Here is a 20,796-nt window from a genome sequence, read left to right as displayed (position 1 = left end):
CTCTCAAAAATTGGCTCAGATACCAGATAGTATGAAGTGTTCGTTAACTTCTACTGTGTTATCAGTTAACCCTAAATCGCTCACACAGCTCGCTCAGGTGGAGCAACAGATACACCACATCGGCCGCATCCGGCACTGTGACATACCAGCGTGGATGCCGGTATTCGTCCGACTGAGGCCACAGCGTGTTACCGGCCACGGTGATAAGAACATCGATGCAACGCCCCAGGTGCCCCTCAAGATGCAATGCTACGCTGGTACGACTCCCGATGCGATGTGGATGAGCGGTAAGTCGAACTGGCCCTGACAACCGAGCCCGAATAGCCGTACAGAACGTGTCGAGTCCCAGCGCATCTGTTGCGCTCAGGGTAGCTACCCCCTGCGGGGGAAGGGTAAACAACGCCGGTTCTCTAATGACCTGGTCTTGAGAACGAACAACCGGTTCAGGGTATTTCAGGGTCATCATGCTACCGCTGCCTCCCCGTTAGCCGCCAGGCCGCGCAGGCGGTCAAGCTTTTGCGCCACCTTGCGCGCCGCCTCGAGCTCGCTGCAGCCAAATTCCTGCATCAGCGCGCGGCGTTCGGCCTTCTCTTCTTTTTCGGTCATCCCCAGCGCCAGGTACAGGCTCGGCGGTACTGCACGGAACAGCGCCTCGAGTTTTTTCGACAGCACCACACCTTCGGTATAACAGCCGGAGAGTTTGCTGGCCGACAGCAGCACCGCCTTTTGCTCCTCGGTCAGCGCCTTGAAGCGCGCAATGTCGTTGACCTCCTCCGGCGGCATCGTCAGACAAACCCACCACTCCGCCATATTCAACATTTTCTCGGCAATATCCGGGAAGTCTTTCAGGTTCTGCGTGGCCAGCCACAGCCAGGCGCCGAGCTTACGCCACATTTTGACGATTTTGGTCATGTACGGCGCCAACAGCGGGTTCACCGTCACGATGTGCGCCTCATCCACCGCGAACACGATATCCCGCTCCGAGTACTGGTCCCGTTCGGCAATGTTGTTGATGGTGTTGGTCAGGCTCACCATCGTCAGCGCCATCTGCGCCTCATAGCCTTCACGTGCCAGATGCCCAAGGTCAATCAGGGTCACATCCGCCTCTGGCCACAGGCTGCCTTCGCGGTTAAACAGCTCCGCTTCAAAACTGCCGGCCTGGGTAAACATCCCGAGCGACTCAGCCATTTCCGCCGCTTTGGCCCGGCGCTGCTCATTACGGATATCACTCCCTTCGTCTTTGGATATGGCATACAGCGCCTTCTGCAGGTCTGCCGGCAACATCTGCCGCCCTTCGTCATAGGTCTGCCGCGCAGCCATCAGCAACGCCTCGCGGATCATCGCGCGGTCGGCGCGTTTCAGTTCATGTTCTTCCTTCGCATCGCCGCCGGTGATCATCATGCGCGCCGAGATCTCCATTTCCCCCAGGTAATCGCGCTTGTCCTCATCCTCGTCGTCATCGGCATCGATGTCCGGCAGGTCATTTTCATCCAGGGCCAGCGTCGTTAATTCGTCTTCGACCAGCTTGTGCGCGTAGGAAAACGGCGGCAACGAGACGCCACTGCCCGGCTTGATGCTCACCTTGTTGACGCTGAGCCCCTGGCTCTCGAAGTAATCGGCGAGCAGTCCGAACGAGTTCCCCGCTTCGGCAATAAACAGCCGCGGTCGGTGTATTGCCATCAGCTGCGACAGGGTCGCACACAGCGTCGCAGATTTCCCCGCGCCGGTCGGACCAAAATACAGCATGTGCGCATTCTGACTCCGGTCGTGCTTGTTGAGCGGATCAAACGTCAGCGTATCCCCACCGCGGTTGAAGAAGCTCATGCCGGGGTGACCGGTCCCGGTTTCGCGGCCAGTCACCGGTAACAGGCCGGCCAGATGCTGTACCCAGGTCAGGCGGGTGTACCAGTGTTTCTTGTCCGTCTCCGGGTTAAAACACATCGGCAACGCCCGCAGATAGGTATTGAGCGGCGCCACATCAAACTCCGGGCGAACCGGCTGCAGGCCGGCGCCAAGCAACACGTTGGTGAGCTCGACACGTTTGTGATTGAGCGTGGTCAGATCGCCGGCGCGCAGCAGGAAGGTGATACCGGCACGGTACAGTTTGTGGCGATTGCCCAGGTACTCTTTCACCTGCGCCACGTCCTGGCGCACGCGGCCAGATTCAGTATTTTCACCGACGGCATTTTTGGCAAGCCGGTTAAAATCGTTTTCCAGCGTGTCTTGAGGCTGCACCACAATCGTCATGCACACCATCGTCCCCTCCGGGAACAGATCCATCAGCGCATTGATTTTCTTTTCTCCGCGTTTCATTTCACCTGTGATTGTGCCCGGCTCCGGCGGACGGCGCAGTTTCTCGACCGGAATGGCGCAATGCGCCTGGGTATCGAACCACCATACGCCGTGATCAGGATCGGATACGGGCGGGGTGAACAGCAGGGTTTCGGCAAAATCATTCTGCACCGGCATCGCACCTTCCGGCGTGACACGGCTGTCAAAATAGGCGGCATCGCGGTACAGCGTCTCTTTATCCACCCACTCCGGGCTGGGGTTAAAATGACGCAGCAACCAGTCATGGACCTGCGCCCCGTTCTGGCGCACGCAGGCAACGCCGGCACCGGCCAGGGCACCGGTCACGCGCTCACAGGTCTGATTCAGCATGGCAATCGGTGGCATCGGATCATGATTGCTCTTACCAATCCAGCGATAGACCACCATGCGGGTCCGTCGCTGCTGCCCACGCCACGGCTGGTCTGTTATCAGCGTATCTTTGAACAGGCCTTCCGGACGGGCAATCCCGCGCAGATGGCGCTCGGTCTCTTTCAGCCAGTCTTCAGTAAACGCACTGCCCTGCGCGTGGGGTTTGACATACTGTCGCAGCCTGTCGATATACGCCTCGACATTGTTCTCGTCCTGGCAGAAGAACTGCACGATCCAGGGGTTTTCATCATGTTCGTCAAACGAGTCCTGCAGAGCATCCTCCACCGTGTCACGCATCTGCTCCAGGCGATCGTCCGTCCGCCCTTCGGTCGCCACCGGCGTGATGTCAAACACAGCGCCGACAGATATGCCGTCATCGAGCAAGATACACTGCTCACGGTCGAGAAACTCCGCCCAGGGCAGGTAATCAACGATGGACGGATTGGCGTGATACACCTGCTGCTCATCCTTTACCGTCATCTTGCCCTGGCGCCGTAATGGCTCACGGCCGTCGACAGACAGTGGCACACCGTCCTCGGTCACGTTCAGTGCGTCCTGGGCAGCAGCCGCCGACTTTTTACGCGTCAGGCGCTTTTTATCAAACAGGGAAAACCGCATCAGTAGGCCTCCGTCCGTTCACCCGGCATCGCATACTGCACCTGGCTGTAGAAGGGAAACACGGTGCTGTACCCCGGCACCGGCGCGTTGCCACCCGCCAGGTGCGGGAACACGTACATCACAAGATCGGGATTCGGCAGGCGCGGGAACTGCTGGCTGATTTCGCTTTCCTGCGTGCGGCTGTAGCTGCGATCGCTCGCGGCTGTTGCCTGGCTTTCGCTCTCGGTGAGCGGCCGGCGCAGGCTGTCGCGCGCTGCCACCGCATTGCGCGCCGTTCCGCCGCCATCCTCACCCTGCCACAATTCCAGCATCGAGCTGTCCCCCGGTGGCAGCATTTCCTCTTTCGACGTCGAACAGCCGGCCAACGCCATGACGCTGACAATGACAGTGATCGCCATAACTCGATTAAACAGATTTTTCCGCATGATTATCATTCTCTTATAAGCAAACACAGCAGGAGCAGCACACCCAGCCAAAACGCGCAGCAGGACAGCAAAACCAGCGCCCAACCCTGTGGGCGATTCATCCTTTCGCATTGACGCCACAGCATGCCTTTTCTCCTCCGAATGACGCGTTAATCCAGCCCGCCGGTGTTGCCGTCTTCGCCAGGCAGGCTGAAGTCGTCGTAACGCACCTTGCGCCCTTTGGTCTCAAAGTCGATCGCCAGCTGGCGAGTAATGTGCACGGCCAGCTTCTGGCCCGGCGGAACGTACACGGCGTCGAACATCATGCCGTAGCGCTCACGCACCCAGTCGGCGGTCTCTTTCATCCCGCCTGACAGCGCCTTGCCTAGCACGGCCTGGCCGGCATTACCGGTCATGGTCGAGGTGATGCCATTCACATTGTTTTGCGTGGTGTATTGCCCCTGACTGATCCCTTCCCCGGCGGCGCTGGCGGCCGACAAGGCGGCGATCGTCGGCAGATAGGTCGAGGCATTGGACTTACGCTCTCCACCGATGCACGGGATACCGTTGTCATCGGAGATCCAGCCGATGCCGGCGGTGGTGCTGACCTCCTTCGCATTACTGCCGGCATTATTGTTACTGCCGTTGGCATTCATGTTGGTGTTGGGTTTTGGCAGGGTGCGGACCGTCCCGTCCGCAAACACGAAGGTGATGCTGTTGACCTGGCCGCGCACGCACGACAACGTCCAGTCCCCGCTGGCGGTCCCCGAGACAATCGCACCCTCGACGTCCGGCAACTCGATGCCGTTCGCCGTCAGGTTGTCTTTGCCAATCATCAGCTTGAACGGGTACGGGTCAGTCACCGTGCCGTTGATCGGCACGCGGCCCAGCAGCGCCGTCATGGCGCGGCTGCCCACCAGGGTGGAATTCTCAGGCAGGGTAAACACCGGCTCGGCGTTCTCCTCCGCCCCTTTTTCATTGGTATGTCCTTTAACCTGCTGCTCATAGGCAGCTTTTTGGCGTGTGATCGCATTGTCCGACAGGAACGACGTCGGGAACTGCGGGCCGTCTTTGACGCTGTTCGGATTACGCGGGTCGGGTTCTTTCATGTCTTTCGGACCGACCCACATCAAGCCATCCTGACCAGGAGCGGCCCCACCGTCCCCGGCACCCAAGCCATCCAGTCCCAGCCCCAGCGGAATATCACTGTCGCTTTTTGCCTTGTCCTTGTTCGCACTCAACTGCTCGGTCAGCGTCTGGATTTTTCCCATCAGCATTTGCTGCTCTTGCTGAAGCTGCTGCTGGCGCTGCTGTGCTTGTTTTTGGAAGCCGGCCACGGCCTCATTGACCTGACCGGACACATTGGTATTGCGCTTGCGAAGTTCTTCGTTTTCTTTCAGCACTTTATCAATGTTTTTCTGCAACTCGGCCTGCTGGGTTCGGGTAGTACGTAGGGTGCCCACCAGGGTACGCAGCGTATCTTCTGGAGTATCCCCCTCTACACCCAGCGCCCGCAGCTCTTCCGGCGACATGCTGGCCAGCACGTTATGCGCCTGCTGAGTCTCCTCCTGTGCTTTACCGCCGCTGCAGGCCTTAAGCCCGACGATGATCGCGGTGGCCAGCACGCCGAACACAATGACCTTCGGCAGCATGTTGGATTTCACCTCAGCCATGATTAGCCCCCTTCTTCACCGCTTTTACGGCTTTGCGAACCGCCGATGGTTCCGCGACAAACGCCCCGTCCGGGCGACCGGCGGTAACCAGGTACAGCGTGGTGGTGTCTTCCGGAGTCCCCACCGGGCCAAGATAGCGGTGCTGGAACGTCGCCGTCACAAACTGCCCCTGCAGTACCCGGGGATCGAGCGTGATTTTGCGGCTGGCGGTGTTTTGCACCTTCAGCGCTACCACGTTGCGGCTGCCAACACCCCAGCCGCCCAGCGGCGTGATGGTCACCGGCTCTGACGGGTACAGTGTGGTGATACGTTTCGGCAGGTGCGGGTTGACCGGATGAATGCCGGGCACCGCTTCAACCGTACGCACCGGGCCGTACAGGCTTTGTGCTGCGTAACGCGTCAGGACAACCGGCAGCGGCGCGTTGTATTTGACTTTTTTACGCTTCGCCTGGGTACCGTTATCCGCCCCAGGCGCCGCGTTGTTTCCCCCTGAAGCAGCTGACGCGTCACTGCTGCTAACTGAGGTCACGTCACCGCTGTAGACAATACGCACCGGTTCGGCCGAGCCTTTGTCCGATGCCGTCACATCAAGGAGAATAACCTCCCCGTTTTCCACGTCCTGCAGCTGCAGACGCGTTGGCGGGAAAGCGGCATCCGCTTTCAGATAAACCGCACCGCCACTGCTTTGCACTCGCAGCTTACCGTTCAGCGCCGGCGGGAAGCCGACGCGGACATTTTTATCGGCAAACAACACCCGCTCCTTGCCGACGGCCAGCGGGATTTGCAACGGGATACGCTCCCATTTCATCAGCTCTTCCGCCTGCGTAACCGGCACGATAAACGTCGCCGCCAGGGGAAGTACACTCAGGGAAAGCGCCAGAACACGTGCTTTCATCATTGGAATACTCCTTTTTTCTCAGGCGCGGGTTCCGCCGGCGCCGCAGCAAGACGCTGTGGCATGCTGTCGTAACAATCCAGTGCCAGACCAAACTCATTACGTTCCGGATCCCCTTCTGCGCGCACCACTTTCAGCGGGTAACGTGTCAGTGCGCGTTTCACCGGTTCGCCGGCAAAGGACTCGTCCGCCACCAGATCAAGGCGTACCACCCAGTTATCACGGCCTTTGACCGTCACCGGGCTCTGGTTATAACGGCCGTTGTAACCATGCTCAGGGATTTCGAATACCACGCGCGTCCTGCCGGCAAGTTCACCGCTTTCGCTACGCTTTTTGGCGTCCGCCTTCAGGAAACGTGCGCAGGAGTCGGTCAGATAAGGAGACAGCGCGGCAATTTTGGCCGGGTAATCGACATCACCGTTCTTAGGCCAGGCATTGAGTTGCTGGAAGATATAAAAACCGAAGCTGTAGACCGTGGACGGTGGTACCTCCCACCAGGCGCGGGTAGAGCCGCTGCGCAGGTCTGGCGGGTTATGGATGGTCAAATTGTCTGGCGCCCGCATCCAGCCGATGCTGGCTACCAGAAGGAAAACGACCAGCACGCCACAGGCAACACGCAACGTGAGAATATGCTGATCGCGGTTTTTAACCGCATGTCTGAAACGGCTCATGTGGACCTCTTAACAACGCGGCTGCGACGCAACGACCAGCCCTGTTTGTCGATAATCAGGGTGGGATCCCCCCACCCCATGCGACGTTTACGCGCCTCGAGACGCTGCCAGATATAATTCTCCGGTTTACCGCGCTTCAGACGCGTCAACCGGCTGCCCCCAAACCAGATGACGAGAAGCGGCGTCACCAGCATGCCGGTGGGTATCACGACCCAACCGGCAAGGGGAAGAAACGGCAACGACACGAGCAGACCCAGCCCTACGCCCGCCAACGCCGCCAGTCCCATCTCCGGGGTGGTGAACCCCCGGAAGACGACTGGCTCTGCGTTAAGACGGTCAGGTAAGAATCGGATAGTCTGCATGGCCGGCCACCTTAGAACAGGATTTCGGCGGACTTGCCAACCAGCCAAATAACGGTGACCAGCAGCACCACACCAACCAGCACGATGGCGCCGAACTTGGCCCAGGTCGCCTTCTGATCACGGACCTCGGCAAAGGTATGGATCGCAGCGTTGGCGACAATCAGGAAAGCCACCGCAGCGGCGACCAGACCGATAATAACGATCCCGTCCTGGAAATAGCCTTTGATGGTATCCATCAGACTACCGCCACCACCGGAGGACGGGGGCTCAACCGACGGCAGAGCCGCCTGCACCGGCTGGCTGGTGACATACGCCAGGGAAGTGGCTACCGCGGCACGCGCGCAGAGTTGACGGAAAAGACGAACTGCAGCATTCATAAAAAATTCCTTATGGGTGTGTGAAAATAACATCGTGAAATACGGTCCAGCGCCTCTTGCGCCTCTTACAGGTCAGCTGGCAAACATCCAGATTGAAACAACCAGCAACAGCACGGTTTTGATGACGAAGTGAACCAACGCCCCATTGCGTACTTTTTCGTTGCTCCAGCCCTGGTAAACATCAACCAAAGCCCAGGCCGCCCAGACAAACAGCACCGCCAGTAACCCACCGATGCAAATCAGCGACAGAATATTGACTTCAACACCGCCGCTGGCCGCCTTGAAGGCCTGCTCCTGCGCACCGGTCATGGCCATCAGGGGCGCTCCCGACGGTAGTTGCCGGCCACCGCACTGCCATCACGTGGTTGGGCACGCGAGGGTTCCAGATAGCGGTCAATGCCGGCATTGATGGTTTTGAGATCGGCGGTAGCGCGGGCATAGTCGAAGAAGAAACGACCGCGCTCCGACGGGTCAGCCTGAACGGCGGCAACACGCGCACGTTCAAGTGCTGCCTGCACCTGAATCAGCATGCGCTGGGCAGAGGCCAGCTCATCTTTTTCAGCGGCAAAGGCAGGCAGTGCGGTCAGCAAAGTCAGCCCCAGCAAACAGCCGGCACCGAGACCACGAACAACGGGGATAGGCATACACAAGCACTCCTTGATGATTTAGGGTGCTCTCAGGGTGCGACAGATGGGGCGGGAGGTCAGCGGATAACTCTTTATAGAATTTTGATAATTTTTAGCCAGGGGAAGCGCATGAAGCTAAATAAGCGGTCTGCAGACACTATTGTTGTAAAAAGGCCTATTTTGTACATCAGCAGCAATAAGAGAAGGGGGTATCAGTTTGCACCGTTGGTAACACCAACGGCAGTAATACCAGTATCAGAATCAGCCCGACCTCATAAATGCATCACGACACTGAAAAGGAACATAGATCCCCCAATACACAAGATCGCAAGTACTTGCAGGACACGTAACCAACGTTGAACACGGTTTTCCGGAGGGGCTTTCTCTAAAATAGGTTTAAGCAGTGTGGCTAGAATAACAGCCTCAAGAGCAATAACAGCGCAAATATACAGATTCATTCAACACCTCGTTTTCGATTAAATTGCAGAGCCACAAAAATATTTAGGGGACATTCAGAGGACAATAAATGGTTCGAACAAGAAGGACAGCAGGTAACTCGTTATGAAGTTTTGATGGTTTTTAAGCCTGGAAATACTGCCGCGCCGCACAGCGGCTTGTCTGCTGACGGCAGCGCACAAAAGCCAGTTTTGTACGCCGCCGTCCAGCTCGAGTTTTCGCTCTAGAGATACTTTTTAAAGGAGGCTGTCGTTACCGTTACCGCAATGCCGAGCAGAATAGCAGCCGGCAACAACAGCAGATTGGGGTATACCGCCGTTGGCCATGACAGGTACAGCATGCAGGGGATATACACCGCCGGCTTCACCATCCGCTTGGCATGGTGGTACACAAAACTCGACTCATAGCCGGCACCGTAGCGCCGAATATCACGTCGCCCCAGCCCCTCGGTCAGCGCGACCAGCATCACCAGGATAAACAGCGGGATGGACAGCACCAAAATGGTCACACGTACCAGGGTGATGACGGTGACGTACACCGTCGCCATCAGGTACTCTTTAAGCGTGGTAGCCAGCCAACCACTCCAGCTGTTCAGTTCCCTGGCAACCGCATTCTGACTGTGTACCTGGGTGTCATACGCCTGCTTAATCCAGTCCAAAAAGCCACTGTCCACGAAGGTCCATTGATACGCCATCATAATCCAACGGGTGACGGTCACTGACGGTTCAGACAGCAGCAGACTGCGTGTAAACTCAGAGGACAGGTACCCCAACTCGGTGTTCATCACCGCTTCACTGTGCGATGCGCCAAGCTCTGGCCAGAAGAAGGCCATCCCGACATATTCGATCACCAGGCTCACCAAAAGCGAAGCTAGGAACATCCCGATCAGCATCCAGGGCCAGCCCCACAGCACGTTGTAAAACAGCCCATGCTTACGGGGTTGTACGGGCTGCTGAGGTTGATTATTCACCGCTTGCGACATTCAGCCCCCCTTTGATGGCAACATCCGGCATTACCGTGCTGGCAGACCACCAGGACTCGCTGGTACGGTAGTTGCGCTGCATCTCCTCGGCAATCTTCTGCAGGTTGGCAGGCATCAAAGCATCATCCCTGTCACCGCTGGGCAGTGGCATCCGAATTTTCCACAGTTGACCACCTTCCAGTAGCGCGAACGCCTGCCCTTTCGGGAGGTTAATCACGTCCGCCGGGGCAAGCAGAGGGGCTTTCACAGTACCGACACGGTCCTGGGTATTGGAAGTAAAATCCTGTCCCTTCTCCACATCGGCCGTATCGGCATGCCCTGATACCAGGGTTTTGGTGTAAATATCGACCTCCGGGAGCTGTGTTGTCAGCAACTGTGCGGTCCGGTTCTCACGCACACGCAGCATAATCAGGGTATTGAAGTTACCTGTCACCTGAGCCGCCTTCGCGGTACTGCCGATGCGCGCCTCGATATCTGACTCGGTTTGCGTGTAGGCCGTCACCTGCATACCGGCGCCGCCGCCTTTGTTGATAAGCGGGATAAATTCGTCCCCCATGAGCTCGTTGAACTCGTCACAATGCAGGTTGATCGGCAGTTTACCGTCTGCCCGGGTCGGCAACCCGCCGTGCATACCGTGTTTATAGATATGACCGGCAACCGACACCAGGTCAGCAAACATGCTGTTGCCGACGGCAGAGGCGACCACCCCGTCCGACAAGGCATCCAACCCCACGTAGACAATACCGCGCTTGCGGATAACCTGCTCCCAGTCAAAAATGGGCCTCGGGTCGCTCATATCCATATAGTTCGGCGCCAGGAGCTCGGCGGTCTTGCCGGTGGTGAGTTTTTCCAGCAGCGGTAACAGGGACGCCACAATTTTATCGAAGTAGGTACGGTCATAACGGACGGCTGACCGCAGACCATCGAGAATGGGGTCATACAGTTGCTTGCCGGCCTCGGAACTCAGAGCCATTTCCACCGCCATGATTTTTATCGCGTTCGGCTGGCCCTGCATATTTCGCGGGACATCGTCCTCCGTCAGCACCTGCAGGCTGTTATCGATTTGTTGCTGCAGCGCTGGCATACGCGCTTCAATCACTTTCTTTGCGTAGGTCTCATACAGCTCGCTGATGTTGTTCACGTAACGTGTGATCAACTGATAGTCCGGACGCTGACCCAGCGCGACCAGGGCACGCGCCACAATATTGACGAATCGCCAGGCAAACTCACGGAACGCCGCACTATTGCCCTCTCCGCTCAGTTGCCCGGAAATACGCCCGGCCACTTCGGACACACGCTCAAAGCGCCCGACGGCGTTATAGCGTGCCGAGATATCCGGCCAGCCCAGGTGGAAGATGAACAGCTCATCCCCACGGCCGGCACGGTGGGCTTCAGCCCAAACACGCCGCAGCAGGTCAGCATCCCCTTTTGGATCAAACACAATGGTGATGTCACCGCGGCGTATATCCTGGGTGATAAGCAGCTCTGCCAGGCGGGTCTTGCCTACGCGGGTAGTGCCCAGCACCAGGCTGTGGCCCACACGTTCGCCCAGCGCCATCGAGACATCAAGCTCATCGGGTTCAATGCCGTGAATGGCCGGGTTTCCTCCAACCGGTGGCAACGGCCGCACCGGGTTCAGCGGGGAGTCCTTGCGCAGCAGTTGGGACAACCACGGCAGGGTATATTCGGTTTTAAGCTCCAGTCGGCGCGCCACCTGGTACATTTTTGGCGGCTGAACATATTTCTCAACCTCTGGACGGCGGGTATCCATCAAACGCTGGGTGTGCTTTTGCTGCCAGCGGAACCCCCGCCCCAAGAACAGCCGCTGCCGGCTAACCGGGATCTGTGCGCTTGTCATGACATAGCGCGGCAACCGGCGAAGGTTACGGCGATAGCGGATCACACGCATGCCCTGGCGGGTACGAATGGCAGACAACACCGCAAAGCTGCCGGCGGTGACATAGTTCACCTCTGGTGCCAGCGCCACCGACCAGGGCGCTACCGCACAAACCACAGCGGCGGCCCCTGACACAATCGCCGTATTGAGCTCCACTGCAGGGCGCAGCAAGGCTTCCATCACGTGTCGGTTACTCATTGCGACCTTCCTTATTATTCGCGGGTTTGTCATATTGGAAGAGCATGCTGCGCTCCCCTTTTGCATTGATAGATCCGTAGTAAACAGCGTTCCGACTCATCTGGCGGCGCCTGATCAGCAAAGAAAGCAGTTCGACCAACAATCCCAATGCGACCAACCCACTCCCGATGACGATAATCAGATGCCGTTCCTTCGCAGCAACCTCTGCAAACGACTGCGGATAAGGTTTACAGTCCCGTTTTTTAATCGGCACCGCCGACGATTCAGTCAACGGTTTTACGTCAGGGGCATCTGGATACGGACAAGGCTTAACCATAACCATCCCCTCGGGGGCTGCACGGTAATTTTGCGCAATGTTGGCCATGCGTGAGGCAGCCTTCTGCCCGCCGGAATCACCGAGCGTTGAGACAAAAAACATGAAGCCTATAACAGCCAGCACAACGCCAGGCCAGACCAACAAGACTCTGAGAACCGCAGACAGAAAGTGGATAGCCACAACAACATAATTAGGCTGATGAAACATTTGAGGCACTCCGTTTGGTTACCGTGCTCCCAGGCAGAAATGACAACCACTCCGCATTGCCGGCAAGCAACGCCAGCAGCTTCTGGCCACTGACCAGATGAACGTGAGGATGGTTCTGCAGCAAAGCACGGCTCAGCTGGCCGGTACGGCCGGTATGAATGAAAAAACCCTGACAGTGGTGATGCCGCAGCAACGCACCAAAACGCGTAATATGGGACGGTGTGATAGCCCGGCCGTAACGCTTGGCCTGGATGAGGTATTTTTGGTCACCGATGATGACCTGACCATCCAGACCACCGTCACCGCTGTATGAGGTATTGCGGATAACCGCATACCCCTGACGCTCGAACGCCAGGAGCAGCAGCTCTTCAAAAACGTAGGGATTGATTTTGCGCAGATAGGCCAGACGCTGACCATTGCCGCCCAACTGGGGCAGTCGCTGCAGAACACGGGCAGCAGCCGCACGGTAACGCCGGTGGCGGCGTACGGAGGCCGACTCACGGCCACGCAGATTCAACCCGGCCATCACCGCAATAAACAGCCCTGTCAGCAGGACGGCCAGCACCGGATTCGCCATCAGCGCGATACCGACATGCTGCGGAGACATCATGGTGTGACCTGCTGGGACAAACCGGTATCAGTGATGAGTACCGGGTAATTCGACAGCTGCAGCCGGCGCGCCAACTCACTGCCGGAGGCTGGCGCCATCGGCACACCCGGCGCCAGCTCACGCAGCGCCTTCAGGGCAGGCAGGTTGCTGACGTTAACGATGAGACCTGCAGCATGCAGGGATTTGAGTTGTTCCGCATTCGCCTGCAGCCAGAGACGACTGGCATCGTCATCCCCCACAATAAACAACGAACCAATCCCAGGCAGTTGCAGTGGGCGCGCCGCTACCACACCCGGCGTCAGCTCCGGTGTCGTCACCGGCAATACGGTCACTTCAACTTCATCAGCAGAGGCAGGGGCTTGCGGCATGGCCGGCGGCGCTTCCGCATCACTCTGCCGATTAATCCCCTCAAAATAAGGTGATGCGTCATCGCCACCGACATCGGCGATCACGTTCAGGTTGGCCAGCGCAGTGGTGGTCACCAGACTCAGGCCGAACAGCAGAAAAGTCATTTTTTTCATGATTATGGGTTCCGTGGTTCAATCCAGGTCAGCGCCACCGTTTGTGCCGGTAACACCGTAGCCGTGGGGGTTGTACTGGTCACCTGGAGCGGGGCGGAACCCCTACCGTTCAGGCGTGCCAGCTTGCCGCTCACAATGGATTTATACCGGGCTGCAGGCGCACCGCCGGCGGGATGGTGATAACACCCGGCGGCAACCAGCCAGCTCCCAGGGTTGCGGTCATAGCATTCCCGCAGGATGGCCGCTGCCGCGTTGAGGTTGGTGTAAGGGTCAAACGCCTCCCAGGTCGACGTGAAATGATGGCCGTTCCAGCCCAGATTGACCTGGGCAATCCCGACATCGATGCGCTTGCGAGGATGTGTTTTCAAAAAACGCTGCAGTGCTTCCCAGGCCTGCAGGCGGCTGGCGTAACGATACCCTTTGCCGGCCACGTTAATGGTCCAGGGCCAGGGACGTTCCACATCTGGGGCCGGGCCAGCCCCGCGAGTCACCGAGATGATGCTTTTCGGCGCCATCGATGTCTCGGCCAGTGCCACCGAGTACAGGGACTCCGGCGGCACCCCGTGGCGCAGCGCCACCTCCCGATAACCGGAAGGAACCTGTTGGGTGGCGGCGTGAACGACGCCACCGCTCACAACGGTGAGGAGGGCAAACAGGGGCAACAGCCCCCGGGTCAGAATGCGGCGAGTGTCCATCCGTTCTCCCCTTGTTGCAGCACCACTGGCATCAGGCCGTTGCCGAATTTCATCCAGCGGCCACCATCATGATTCAGCGTGATTTGACGTGCGCGCACCTTGTCGACGGGAATGTGATGCGCCCGAGCCCACTCGCGCAGCAGACTGTCATTACCCTTGCTGTCAACAAGGTAAATGTCGACCGGCCGGTTATCTGCCAACACCGCCGCCAGGCGTGCATCGCACTGCCCGCAGTCCTTCGCTTTCACGAACAGCGCCAGTCGCCCGCCGGTGTCATGTGCGATACCGGCCGCATTCCCCATGTTCACCGGCAACACACCAAGGCGCTGCCAGGCCGCATCCACCTCACGCTGGAACTTGAGTTCTTTCTCTGTACGGGCGAACTCCTGCTTTACCCACAGCTGCGCGTACTTTTTACGCTCGGCATCGCTCTGTGCCTCGATGCCAAGGGCAGTTAGCGGATCAAGCCCCGGAGACTGCATCCCACGAGGGCCATCCATCAACTGCTGATAACGCTGGTACTCTTCCCCACTGAGGCCCCACTGCCTGCCCTGCTGCGCCGTCTTGTTCGCCTGGCTCTGCTGAATCTCGCTCAGGGTTGACTGGCTGTTATCGATGGCCGTCTGCTGCGCCGCCTGTGATAACGGGCTCAGCAGCATCAGGGAAATTACGCTGTATTTCAGTTTCATCACGCTCTCCTTATTGGGCGCTGACGGTCTGCAGGCGACCGTTCACACGAAACGTCGCCTGCCCGTAGCCGGCACTGACCAGGATCCAGCCGGCGACCGACTCCCCTTCCCCGATTAACCGCACCTGCGACAAATCACTGAACCCCTGCGGCGCCACAGCCGCAAAGGCCGACGTCCCGCGCTGCTCCACCCCGGTCAGCACGAATGGCGCTTTGCGCGCCGTACCAGGTACCGCATTACGCGGGGAGGATTTAATTGGCGTGGGCTTGTGCTTTGGGATGATTTTGGCGGTGGCTGACGGTGCAGCGGGTACGTCCGTTGAGGGTGCCACTGCCGGTACAGGCTTTTCAGTCGCTGACTTTTTCACGGACTCAATGCTGTCTTTCAGCGCATTCAACTCAACCTGTTGCGCCTGCAACTGCTGCGCAAGTTTTTCCGGTAACCCATTGGTTAGCGTCAGCGCACCAATCTGCCGCATGAGCGAGTCCTGGCGTTCAGCCAGGCTTTTAAGCTGTTTAGCCTGCGCCTGCAGCTCATCGGCCATAGAGTTCATGCCATCCTGCGGCGCCAATGCTTTCTGTGCCTGCTCAAGCAGGGCAATACGCTGGTCGACATGCCTGATAGTCCCTGAGCCGGCGAGGCCTGCAACCAGGACAACAACGACGCCGACCGTTGCCCCCCAGAAGGTCTTGCTCCGCAGCAACCCTTTTTTTGCCGGTGTCATCGGCACCATTTCGTCATTATGCTCAGTCATTTTTTCAGCCACCCGCCGGTTGTCGGTACCGCGTTAACGGGCGGAGGTGCAATGACCGTCGCAGCAGGATGCGCTGAAACCGGTGCTGAAACCGCCCTGGCCGGCGCCACCGTCACCAGCGGCAGCTGTGTCGCCGGCAACTGATACCCGTCACGCAGGCTGTGGCAGACAACACGTTGCACGTCGTCTACCTCAAGCTGCCACGCGGGGCCTGCCAGTACCTGCAGCGCGGTACGCAAACGCATCGGTCCCAGTTGGTACTGCACCGCCGGCAGCGCCTGGCGGTACAGCACGCCGTTTGCCGATCCGGTCGCGCACAGTGAATAGCCCGACTGGCGCAGCGCATAACGCAGCGCGTCAGCCACCGTCGGTTTTACTGATGCCGGAATACGGATATCGATGATTTGCGAGAGCGGATCACGCTGAACGGCCGCCGGGTCGGTGCTGACCAGTAAATAACGGTCGTAGCGCACGACCTCAGGCACCTGCCCGTAAGCATCAGGGCTGACCGGTTGAACGTTGCGGGTGACGGTAACCGAAGGCGTGACAGGGGAAATATCGCGTTGCTGCAGTGGCTGCTGAGTAACGCACCCGGTCAGCATGAGTGCAGCCAGGGAAGAGAAGAGAATTGTTTTTTTCATCCGGAAGATTTCCTGTTCAGTGACAATTGGCAGGTGTCACTGTGCGGTTACCGTCCGGGAGGCTCAATTAACAACTCTTTATTGCTATTCAAAAAAAAACGCTAACCCGAAGGTTAGCGTTTAGTGTCAGATGACGAGGAACAACATCAAGGTAATGAAGGTGTACGAGTAATACCTTTCGCCCCCATCAGCAACCCTTCCGTACTTAAGTCCTCATCCAGATCTGGCCAGTGTATACCCATTCCAGCCCCGCAGAGCTCCCAGTTTTCCCGTTGTGCAGGCGTACCAGCCGCAAGCCGGGGATACCAGGCTAACGGTGCCGAAATAGTTCGGCCATCCATCAAATCAACCGACAAACGGTCATCATCGATGCGGACATTCATTACACGCAGATCATTTTCATTGCGTAAAGTAAGCATCCCAGGCCTCCTGTAAAAGTGTCCGATGTTCAGTCACCAGACGCTGCAGTATGCGCAGTTCATGTGATGCAAATCCCACACTACGCGCAATACTGACATCATGTAACCATATTTTAGCGGTTGCATTGCCCTTATCAATATGGACATGCGCCGGTTCATTAGGTTCATGACTGTAAAAGTAAAAGCGAAAACCACCTACTCTAAGAATTGTCGGCATAATGTCTCCCGACAATCACAGAGCGTAAATGGCTGATTTTGCGATACCGTAACCAAACCCAAGGAACGGTATGTCATCGTCAAAATCCATCGGCGCGGCATTTCCACCCGATTGAGCTGGCTGGGGTTGCTGAGCCGGCGTACCGCTGTGCGAAGGTTGCGGTTGCTGAGGTTTCCCCCAACTGCCCTGGCCTGATTGTCCTGCGTTGGCAGGTTGCGAACGCCCCCCCAACATCTGCAGAGTGCCGCCAATGTTGACGACGATTTCAGTCGTATATTTTTCAACACCGGCCTGATCGGTCCATTTGCGTGTCTGCAGGGAGCCTTCTATGTAAACCTGCGAGCCTTTACGCAAATATTCACCGGCAATTTCAGCAAGCTTGCCGAACAACACAACACGGTGCCATTCGGTTTTTTCTTTCTGCTCACCGGTTGCTTTATCGCGCCAGCTCTCAGAGGTCGCCAGGGTAATGTTAGCAACCGCACCGCCATTTGGCATGTAACGGACTTCCGGATCCTGGCCGAGATGGCCGACAAGTATGACTTTGTTTACGCCGCGAGACGCCATAATCGAATCCTCATAGGGAATAGAATTAGAAAGGGAAAAACGCCCCGAAAAATCGAGGCGTAGAGGGCGTTATCAGAAAGAATTTTCCGCGTATTGTTGCTGTGCGGAACCTTGCTGAGGCGGCATAGAGTCGGATTTCTCAGCCTGGAAGACCTTTTCCTGACCGATCTTAATCCAATCGACCTTGATAAGGCGGGCTTTGAGGCTGACGCGCTGTTCACCGGCATGTTCGCCGCTGTTGAGGGTGAAGATGTCCGTTTTGGGATTGCTGAGCACAAAACCAATCAGAACCTTTTTGTCTTCATCAACCGACTTTTGACAGCGGTTGATCAGGCTGCTGGCTTCTTTACCGGCGACCGTCACATCGAAACGCGTGTAACTGGCGTTATCGGTAGGACCGGATAGTCCATTGATGACACAGCTGATAAAGGTGCCATTCGGGCCATTAACTTGACGAATGTTGCTGAGGTACCCCATCCCTTTGATAGTCAGGTTGAAGTATTCAGTTTTGGTGGATGCTTGCTGAGATCGGGTAGACATGATGTTTTCTCCAGGAGTAAAGATTCGGTGACGGAGAAATACACCTTCCCCGACGGGAAAAGTATTTCCCGTCGGGAGCCAGGTATGGGTATACGCCATAACCTGACAGTCTGATCAGATTGAATAAGCCTTAATCGTTACGCAAAGTCGCGCTCACTATCAACGATATCTACTCTCAAAGGCGGGCAGATGTACCACGCAGCTAAGCTACGTACTCCCTCTCAGGCTAAGGAAGCGTTCTTTTGTTACCACCCGAAGGCGATCCTCACAGGTAACGGGATCATTAGTGGCTGTCAATTAACAGCAGGGTCACCCGAAGGCGCTCATCACAGACCCACTGAGCATTGGTGGTTGTCCGAAGACAACAAGTAAGCCTGTTCATTTTTAGTTCAGGTGCTGCTGCTGTCAACCAGGAATATCAATTTTGTGAATTGAGAAAACAAAAACGGCACAGTCAAAGACTGCGCCGCGGAGTTTGCACCATAACTGGTAGTAGATCTCATCTGACTTCGAGGAGAGATAGTAAACTCCTGGCGCGCTTTTCACGAAGTCGCATGCGCTTAATCAATCAACCTGAGTGTGGAGGCCATCGATACGGGCTGAAGCAGAATTGTCCATGCATTAAACTTTCCTGCCATCCGCAGCCACGGGGTGCTCTGCATCAAAGCTCGCCCACATTAGCAAAACTTTCAGCTATGTACACCAGACAATCTCTTACTCCGCTCCGATTGTTTTATTTTTAGCCGGTGATTTTGCTTTATAGCGCTTAGCCTTACGACCACCTTTTGCATCAATGTTGATGATACCCTGGCAAGTGGGATAATTACTGCAGCCCCAGAAGGCACCGCTACCTTTCTTACCTGCACGCCGGCGCATCGTCCCACCACATGTCGGACACGGCGGTGAAGGTGGTGCAGTGAACTTCACCGCCTGCGTCTTCCCCTTCTCCACCAGATGGCCCGTCCACTGTGCCTGACGGCTCATGAACGTATCGAGTGTCATCTGGCCCTGGGCAATCTCGTCCAGCGCCTGCTCCCACAGCGCCGTCATCCCGGGGTTGGTCAGCGCGGTCGGTAACGCATCTATCAGTTCGCCGGCAATCGGCGTGGAGAGCAGGATTTTTCCCTTCTTCTCCAGATAGCCGCGTTTAAACAGCGTTTCCAGGATACCGGCGCGTGTCGCTTCAGTACCCAGTCCCGCATTCTCTTTCAGCACCTTCTTCAGTTGCGGGTCACTGACGAACGCCGCAGCATTTTTCATGGCGGCGATCAGTGTCCCGTCAGTGAAATGCCCAGGGGGCTTCGTCTGCAGCGTTTTAAGCTCCGCGCCGGCAACCGCGACGGATTCATCTTTTACCAGCGCCGGCAGCCGGACATCATCCGTGTCGGCCGACTCCTCTTTCGCCTCGCTCACGTCATGCTGGAACAGTGCTTTCCAGCCTACCACCGCCTCGACCTTGCCACGGGTTCGGAACAATTGTCCGCCGATATTAAAGGTAGCCTCAGTTACATCCACTTCATGTAACGGCAGGAACTGTGCCAGGTAATGCTGACGGATCAGCTGATAAACCTTCAGCTCATCGACAGACAGCTTGCTCAAATCGAACGGCTGCTTGGTCGGGATAATCCCATGGTGCGCCGTGATTTTTTTGTCGTTCCAGATGCGGGAAACAAAGGCCCTGTCGAGCCTGGCCACGTTTTCGCTCTGCGTTGGATCCGTGCGGGTAACCGCACTCAGCACATCGGCAACCTCTTCCCGCATCGATGTCGGCAGATAGCCGCAATCCGTCCGGGGATATGTGGTCGCTTTGTGCGTTTCATACAGCGACTGCGCGATACTCAGCACCTGGTTTGCGCTCATCCCCCACTTGCGTGAGCAAGCCTGCTGCAGCGTTCCCAGGTCAAAGGCCAGCGGCGCGGATTCTTTCTTGCGATCGGTCCCTACCTCAAGCACAACGGCATGACCTGTTTGCTGACACAGCTGCACGACGGCCTGCGCCACATTCTGCTGAATACAACGCTTCTCGTCATCACAGTAGTTAGCGGCCGGCACCCAGTTCGCAGGAAAAGTAATGCCATCCTTTTGCAGGTTCGCCCTGACTTGCCAGTAGGGTTTGGAAATAAAGTTGGCGATTTCGCGGTCACGGTTCACGACCAGCGCCAGCGTGGGGGTCTGTACCCGCCCGATCGACAACACCTCGCCATATCCCTGCTCACGGGCCTTGAGCGTGTAAAGTCGGGTTAAATTCATCCCCGTCATCCAGTCAGCCCGGGCGCGTGCCAGGCCGGCCTCATAAAGAGGAGCGGTCTTCTCGCCAGGGAGTTTGTTTGCCAGAGCATGCCGGATACTGGCCTCGTCCAGCGCAGACAACCAGAGCCGTTGGACCGGGCCGGTAAAGTGGCAATGCTCCAGTAATTCGCGTGCGATCACTTCCCCCTCACGATCCGCATCGGTCGCAATCACTACAGAATCAACCTGTTTGAGCAACCCACGGATGACCGCAAACTGATCGGCAGTGTCTTTTTTTACCGTCATTTTCCACTGAGCAGGCACGATAGGCAGCACAGACTCCCGCCAGGGGTTACCGAATTGTTCACCGTAGGTCTCCGGCTGAGCCTGCTCCAGCAGGTGCCCGATAGCCCAGGTAACGATGACGCCGGCGCCCGCCAGATAGCCCTGCTTACGCTGGGTCGCCCCGAGAATGGCGCCGATATCTTTACCCTGGCTGGGTTTCTCACACAGGTAGAGCTGCATCAGATAA

At 57.3% G+C, this 20,796-nt stretch carries 24 protein-coding genes; all 24 read right to left on the bottom strand.

Annotated features, from left to right (window positions below; genetic code table 11):
• Positions 1–61: 61 nt before the first annotated feature.
• The 24 genes from ACUXAC_RS19875 to ACUXAC_RS19760 all read right to left on the bottom strand — a co-directional run bounded on the left by ACUXAC_RS19875 (position 62) and on the right by ACUXAC_RS19760 (position 20,789).
• Positions 62–466 carry an acetyltransferase gene (locus ACUXAC_RS19875; protein ID WP_228011758.1) on the bottom strand — a complete coding sequence of 135 codons (405 nt, stop codon included), beginning with the start codon at positions 464–466 and terminating at the stop codon, positions 62–64.
• Complete coding sequence (locus ACUXAC_RS19870; RefSeq protein WP_454266846.1) at positions 463–3,318, bottom strand: conjugative transfer ATPase; 2,856 nt, start codon at positions 3,316–3,318, stop codon at positions 463–465. The genes ACUXAC_RS19875 and ACUXAC_RS19870 overlap by 4 nt, the downstream gene beginning before the upstream one ends.
• Positions 3,318–3,743, bottom strand: coding sequence for a TIGR03751 family conjugal transfer lipoprotein (locus ACUXAC_RS19865; protein WP_180547779.1), 426 nt, complete (start codon positions 3,741–3,743; stop codon positions 3,318–3,320). The genes ACUXAC_RS19870 and ACUXAC_RS19865 overlap by 1 nt, the downstream gene beginning before the upstream one ends.
• Before the next feature lie 149 nt (positions 3,744–3,892).
• A complete protein-coding gene (locus ACUXAC_RS19860; RefSeq protein WP_454266845.1) occupies positions 3,893–5,395 on the bottom strand; it encodes a TIGR03752 family integrating conjugative element protein in 1,503 nt (500 codons plus the stop codon).
• A complete protein-coding gene (locus ACUXAC_RS19855) occupies positions 5,388–6,293 on the bottom strand; it encodes a TIGR03749 family integrating conjugative element protein (protein WP_180547781.1) in 906 nt (301 codons plus the stop codon). The genes ACUXAC_RS19860 and ACUXAC_RS19855 overlap by 8 nt, the downstream gene beginning before the upstream one ends.
• A complete protein-coding gene (locus ACUXAC_RS19850; protein WP_127146359.1) occupies positions 6,290–6,961 on the bottom strand; it encodes a PFL_4703 family integrating conjugative element protein in 672 nt (223 codons plus the stop codon). The genes ACUXAC_RS19855 and ACUXAC_RS19850 overlap by 4 nt, the downstream gene beginning before the upstream one ends.
• Positions 6,958–7,323, bottom strand: a complete 366-nt coding sequence (locus ACUXAC_RS19845; protein ID WP_086580534.1) for a TIGR03750 family conjugal transfer protein — start codon at positions 7,321–7,323, stop codon at positions 6,958–6,960. The genes ACUXAC_RS19850 and ACUXAC_RS19845 overlap by 4 nt, the downstream gene beginning before the upstream one ends.
• 11 nt (positions 7,324–7,334) lie before the next feature.
• Entirely contained in the window at positions 7,335–7,700 is a 366-nt protein-coding gene (locus ACUXAC_RS19840; protein WP_180547782.1) for a TIGR03745 family integrating conjugative element membrane protein, read from the bottom strand.
• Positions 7,701–7,772: 72 nt separating this feature from the next.
• Complete coding sequence (locus tag ACUXAC_RS19835) at positions 7,773–8,015, bottom strand: TIGR03758 family integrating conjugative element protein (protein ID WP_084827549.1); 243 nt, start codon at positions 8,013–8,015, stop codon at positions 7,773–7,775.
• Complete coding sequence (locus tag ACUXAC_RS19830; RefSeq protein ID WP_084827548.1) at positions 8,015–8,344, bottom strand: integrative conjugative element protein, RAQPRD family; 330 nt, start codon at positions 8,342–8,344, stop codon at positions 8,015–8,017. Before ACUXAC_RS19830 ends, ACUXAC_RS19835 begins: the two co-directional genes overlap by 1 nt.
• 661 nt (positions 8,345–9,005) lie before the next feature.
• Positions 9,006–9,764 (bottom strand): TIGR03747 family integrating conjugative element membrane protein, encoded by a 759-nt coding sequence (locus tag ACUXAC_RS19825; protein WP_086580538.1) that lies wholly within the window; start codon positions 9,762–9,764, stop codon positions 9,006–9,008.
• Positions 9,745–11,859 carry a type IV conjugative transfer system coupling protein TraD gene (traD, locus tag ACUXAC_RS19820; protein ID WP_454266844.1) on the bottom strand — a complete coding sequence of 705 codons (2,115 nt, stop codon included), beginning with the start codon at positions 11,857–11,859 and terminating at the stop codon, positions 9,745–9,747. The genes ACUXAC_RS19825 and traD overlap by 20 nt, the downstream gene beginning before the upstream one ends.
• On the bottom strand, positions 11,852–12,382 hold the full coding sequence (locus ACUXAC_RS19815) for a hypothetical protein (RefSeq protein WP_180547785.1): 531 nt from the start codon (positions 12,380–12,382) through the stop codon (positions 11,852–11,854). The genes traD and ACUXAC_RS19815 overlap by 8 nt, the downstream gene beginning before the upstream one ends.
• Complete coding sequence (locus tag ACUXAC_RS19810; protein WP_454266843.1) at positions 12,366–12,992, bottom strand: restriction endonuclease; 627 nt, start codon at positions 12,990–12,992, stop codon at positions 12,366–12,368. The genes ACUXAC_RS19815 and ACUXAC_RS19810 overlap by 17 nt, the downstream gene beginning before the upstream one ends.
• The gene (locus ACUXAC_RS19805; RefSeq protein ID WP_180547787.1) at positions 12,989–13,513 is read right to left on the bottom strand and encodes an integrating conjugative element protein; all 525 of its coding nucleotides are present in this window, start codon (positions 13,511–13,513) and stop codon (positions 12,989–12,991) included. The genes ACUXAC_RS19810 and ACUXAC_RS19805 overlap by 4 nt, the downstream gene beginning before the upstream one ends.
• Positions 13,514–13,515: 2 nt before the next feature.
• The gene (locus ACUXAC_RS19800; protein ID WP_180547788.1) at positions 13,516–14,208 is read right to left on the bottom strand and encodes a transglycosylase SLT domain-containing protein; all 693 of its coding nucleotides are present in this window, start codon (positions 14,206–14,208) and stop codon (positions 13,516–13,518) included.
• Positions 14,187–14,897, bottom strand: a complete 711-nt coding sequence (locus ACUXAC_RS19795; RefSeq protein ID WP_454266842.1) for a TIGR03759 family integrating conjugative element protein — start codon at positions 14,895–14,897, stop codon at positions 14,187–14,189. Before ACUXAC_RS19795 ends, ACUXAC_RS19800 begins: the two co-directional genes overlap by 22 nt.
• 10 nt (positions 14,898–14,907) lie before the next feature.
• A complete protein-coding gene (locus tag ACUXAC_RS19790) occupies positions 14,908–15,651 on the bottom strand; it encodes a hypothetical protein (protein ID WP_454266841.1) in 744 nt (247 codons plus the stop codon).
• Positions 15,648–16,292 (bottom strand): PFGI-1 class ICE element type IV pilus protein PilL2, encoded by a 645-nt coding sequence (gene pilL2 / locus ACUXAC_RS19785; RefSeq protein ID WP_180547791.1) that lies wholly within the window; start codon positions 16,290–16,292, stop codon positions 15,648–15,650. Before pilL2 ends, ACUXAC_RS19790 begins: the two co-directional genes overlap by 4 nt.
• A 146-nt stretch (positions 16,293–16,438) precedes the next feature.
• Complete coding sequence (locus ACUXAC_RS19780) at positions 16,439–16,711, bottom strand: DUF2442 domain-containing protein (RefSeq protein ID WP_099981562.1); 273 nt, start codon at positions 16,709–16,711, stop codon at positions 16,439–16,441.
• Positions 16,692–16,928 (bottom strand): DUF4160 domain-containing protein, encoded by a 237-nt coding sequence (locus tag ACUXAC_RS19775; protein WP_012146806.1) that lies wholly within the window; start codon positions 16,926–16,928, stop codon positions 16,692–16,694. The genes ACUXAC_RS19780 and ACUXAC_RS19775 overlap by 20 nt, the downstream gene beginning before the upstream one ends.
• Positions 16,929–16,943: 15 nt before the next feature.
• The gene (locus tag ACUXAC_RS19770) at positions 16,944–17,495 is read right to left on the bottom strand and encodes a single-stranded DNA-binding protein (RefSeq protein ID WP_143778522.1); all 552 of its coding nucleotides are present in this window, start codon (positions 17,493–17,495) and stop codon (positions 16,944–16,946) included.
• 72 nt (positions 17,496–17,567) lie between these two features.
• Positions 17,568–18,035, bottom strand: a complete 468-nt coding sequence (locus ACUXAC_RS19765) for an STY4534 family ICE replication protein (protein WP_180547792.1) — start codon at positions 18,033–18,035, stop codon at positions 17,568–17,570.
• Between the two features lie 714 nt (positions 18,036–18,749).
• On the bottom strand, positions 18,750–20,789 hold the full coding sequence (locus tag ACUXAC_RS19760; RefSeq protein ID WP_180547793.1) for a DNA topoisomerase III: 2,040 nt from the start codon (positions 20,787–20,789) through the stop codon (positions 18,750–18,752).
• Positions 20,790–20,796: the final 7 nt, after the last annotated feature.

The organism is Serratia sp. 121840015-1 (assembly GCF_053627655.1).
Note: the sequence above shows the minus strand (reverse complement) of the source record. Positions and strands in the feature narration are given on the sequence as shown.

Bases quoted from the DNA above. Each gene is read 5' to 3' on its own strand.
- ACUXAC_RS19825 (WP_086580538.1), bottom strand. From the start codon at position 9,764: ATGTCGCAAGCGGTGAATAATCAACCTCAGCAGCCCGTACAACCCCGT.
- ACUXAC_RS19765 (WP_180547792.1), bottom strand. From the start codon at position 18,035: ATGTCTACCCGATCTCAGCAAGCATCCACCAAAACTGAATACTTCAAC.
- ACUXAC_RS19815 (WP_180547785.1), bottom strand. From the start codon at position 12,382: ATGTTTCATCAGCCTAATTATGTTGTTGTGGCTATCCACTTTCTGTCT.
- ACUXAC_RS19810 (WP_454266843.1), bottom strand. From the start codon at position 12,992: ATGATGTCTCCGCAGCATGTCGGTATCGCGCTGATGGCGAATCCGGTG.
- ACUXAC_RS19865 (WP_180547779.1), bottom strand. From the start codon at position 3,743: ATGCGGAAAAATCTGTTTAATCGAGTTATGGCGATCACTGTCATTGTC.
- ACUXAC_RS19855 (WP_180547781.1), bottom strand. From the start codon at position 6,293: ATGATGAAAGCACGTGTTCTGGCGCTTTCCCTGAGTGTACTTCCCCTG.
- ACUXAC_RS19760 (WP_180547793.1), bottom strand. From the start codon at position 20,789: ATGCAGCTCTACCTGTGTGAGAAACCCAGCCAGGGTAAAGATATCGGC.
- ACUXAC_RS19805 (WP_180547787.1), bottom strand. From the start codon at position 13,513: ATGAAAAAAATGACTTTTCTGCTGTTCGGCCTGAGTCTGGTGACCACC.
- ACUXAC_RS19850 (WP_127146359.1), bottom strand. From the start codon at position 6,961: ATGAGCCGTTTCAGACATGCGGTTAAAAACCGCGATCAGCATATTCTC.
- ACUXAC_RS19830 (WP_084827548.1), bottom strand. From the start codon at position 8,344: ATGCCTATCCCCGTTGTTCGTGGTCTCGGTGCCGGCTGTTTGCTGGGG.
- ACUXAC_RS19845 (WP_086580534.1), bottom strand. From the start codon at position 7,323: ATGCAGACTATCCGATTCTTACCTGACCGTCTTAACGCAGAGCCAGTC.
- ACUXAC_RS19870 (WP_454266846.1), bottom strand. From the start codon at position 3,318: ATGCGGTTTTCCCTGTTTGATAAAAAGCGCCTGACGCGTAAAAAGTCG.
- ACUXAC_RS19795 (WP_454266842.1), bottom strand. From the start codon at position 14,897: ATGAAACTGAAATACAGCGTAATTTCCCTGATGCTGCTGAGCCCGTTA.
- ACUXAC_RS19840 (WP_180547782.1), bottom strand. From the start codon at position 7,700: ATGAATGCTGCAGTTCGTCTTTTCCGTCAACTCTGCGCGCGTGCCGCG.
- ACUXAC_RS19875 (WP_228011758.1), bottom strand. From the start codon at position 466: ATGATGACCCTGAAATACCCTGAACCGGTTGTTCGTTCTCAAGACCAG.
- ACUXAC_RS19780 (WP_099981562.1), bottom strand. From the start codon at position 16,711: ATGCTTACTTTACGCAATGAAAATGATCTGCGTGTAATGAATGTCCGC.
- pilL2 (WP_180547791.1), bottom strand. From the start codon at position 16,292: ATGAAAAAAACAATTCTCTTCTCTTCCCTGGCTGCACTCATGCTGACC.
- ACUXAC_RS19860 (WP_454266845.1), bottom strand. From the start codon at position 5,395: ATGGCTGAGGTGAAATCCAACATGCTGCCGAAGGTCATTGTGTTCGGC.
- ACUXAC_RS19790 (WP_454266841.1), bottom strand. From the start codon at position 15,651: ATGACTGAGCATAATGACGAAATGGTGCCGATGACACCGGCAAAAAAA.
- ACUXAC_RS19835 (WP_084827549.1), bottom strand. From the start codon at position 8,015: ATGGCCATGACCGGTGCGCAGGAGCAGGCCTTCAAGGCGGCCAGCGGC.
- ACUXAC_RS19770 (WP_143778522.1), bottom strand. From the start codon at position 17,495: ATGGCGTCTCGCGGCGTAAACAAAGTCATACTTGTCGGCCATCTCGGC.
- ACUXAC_RS19800 (WP_180547788.1), bottom strand. From the start codon at position 14,208: ATGGACACTCGCCGCATTCTGACCCGGGGGCTGTTGCCCCTGTTTGCC.
- ACUXAC_RS19775 (WP_012146806.1), bottom strand. From the start codon at position 16,928: ATGCCGACAATTCTTAGAGTAGGTGGTTTTCGCTTTTACTTTTACAGT.
- traD (WP_454266844.1), bottom strand. From the start codon at position 11,859: ATGAGTAACCGACACGTGATGGAAGCCTTGCTGCGCCCTGCAGTGGAG.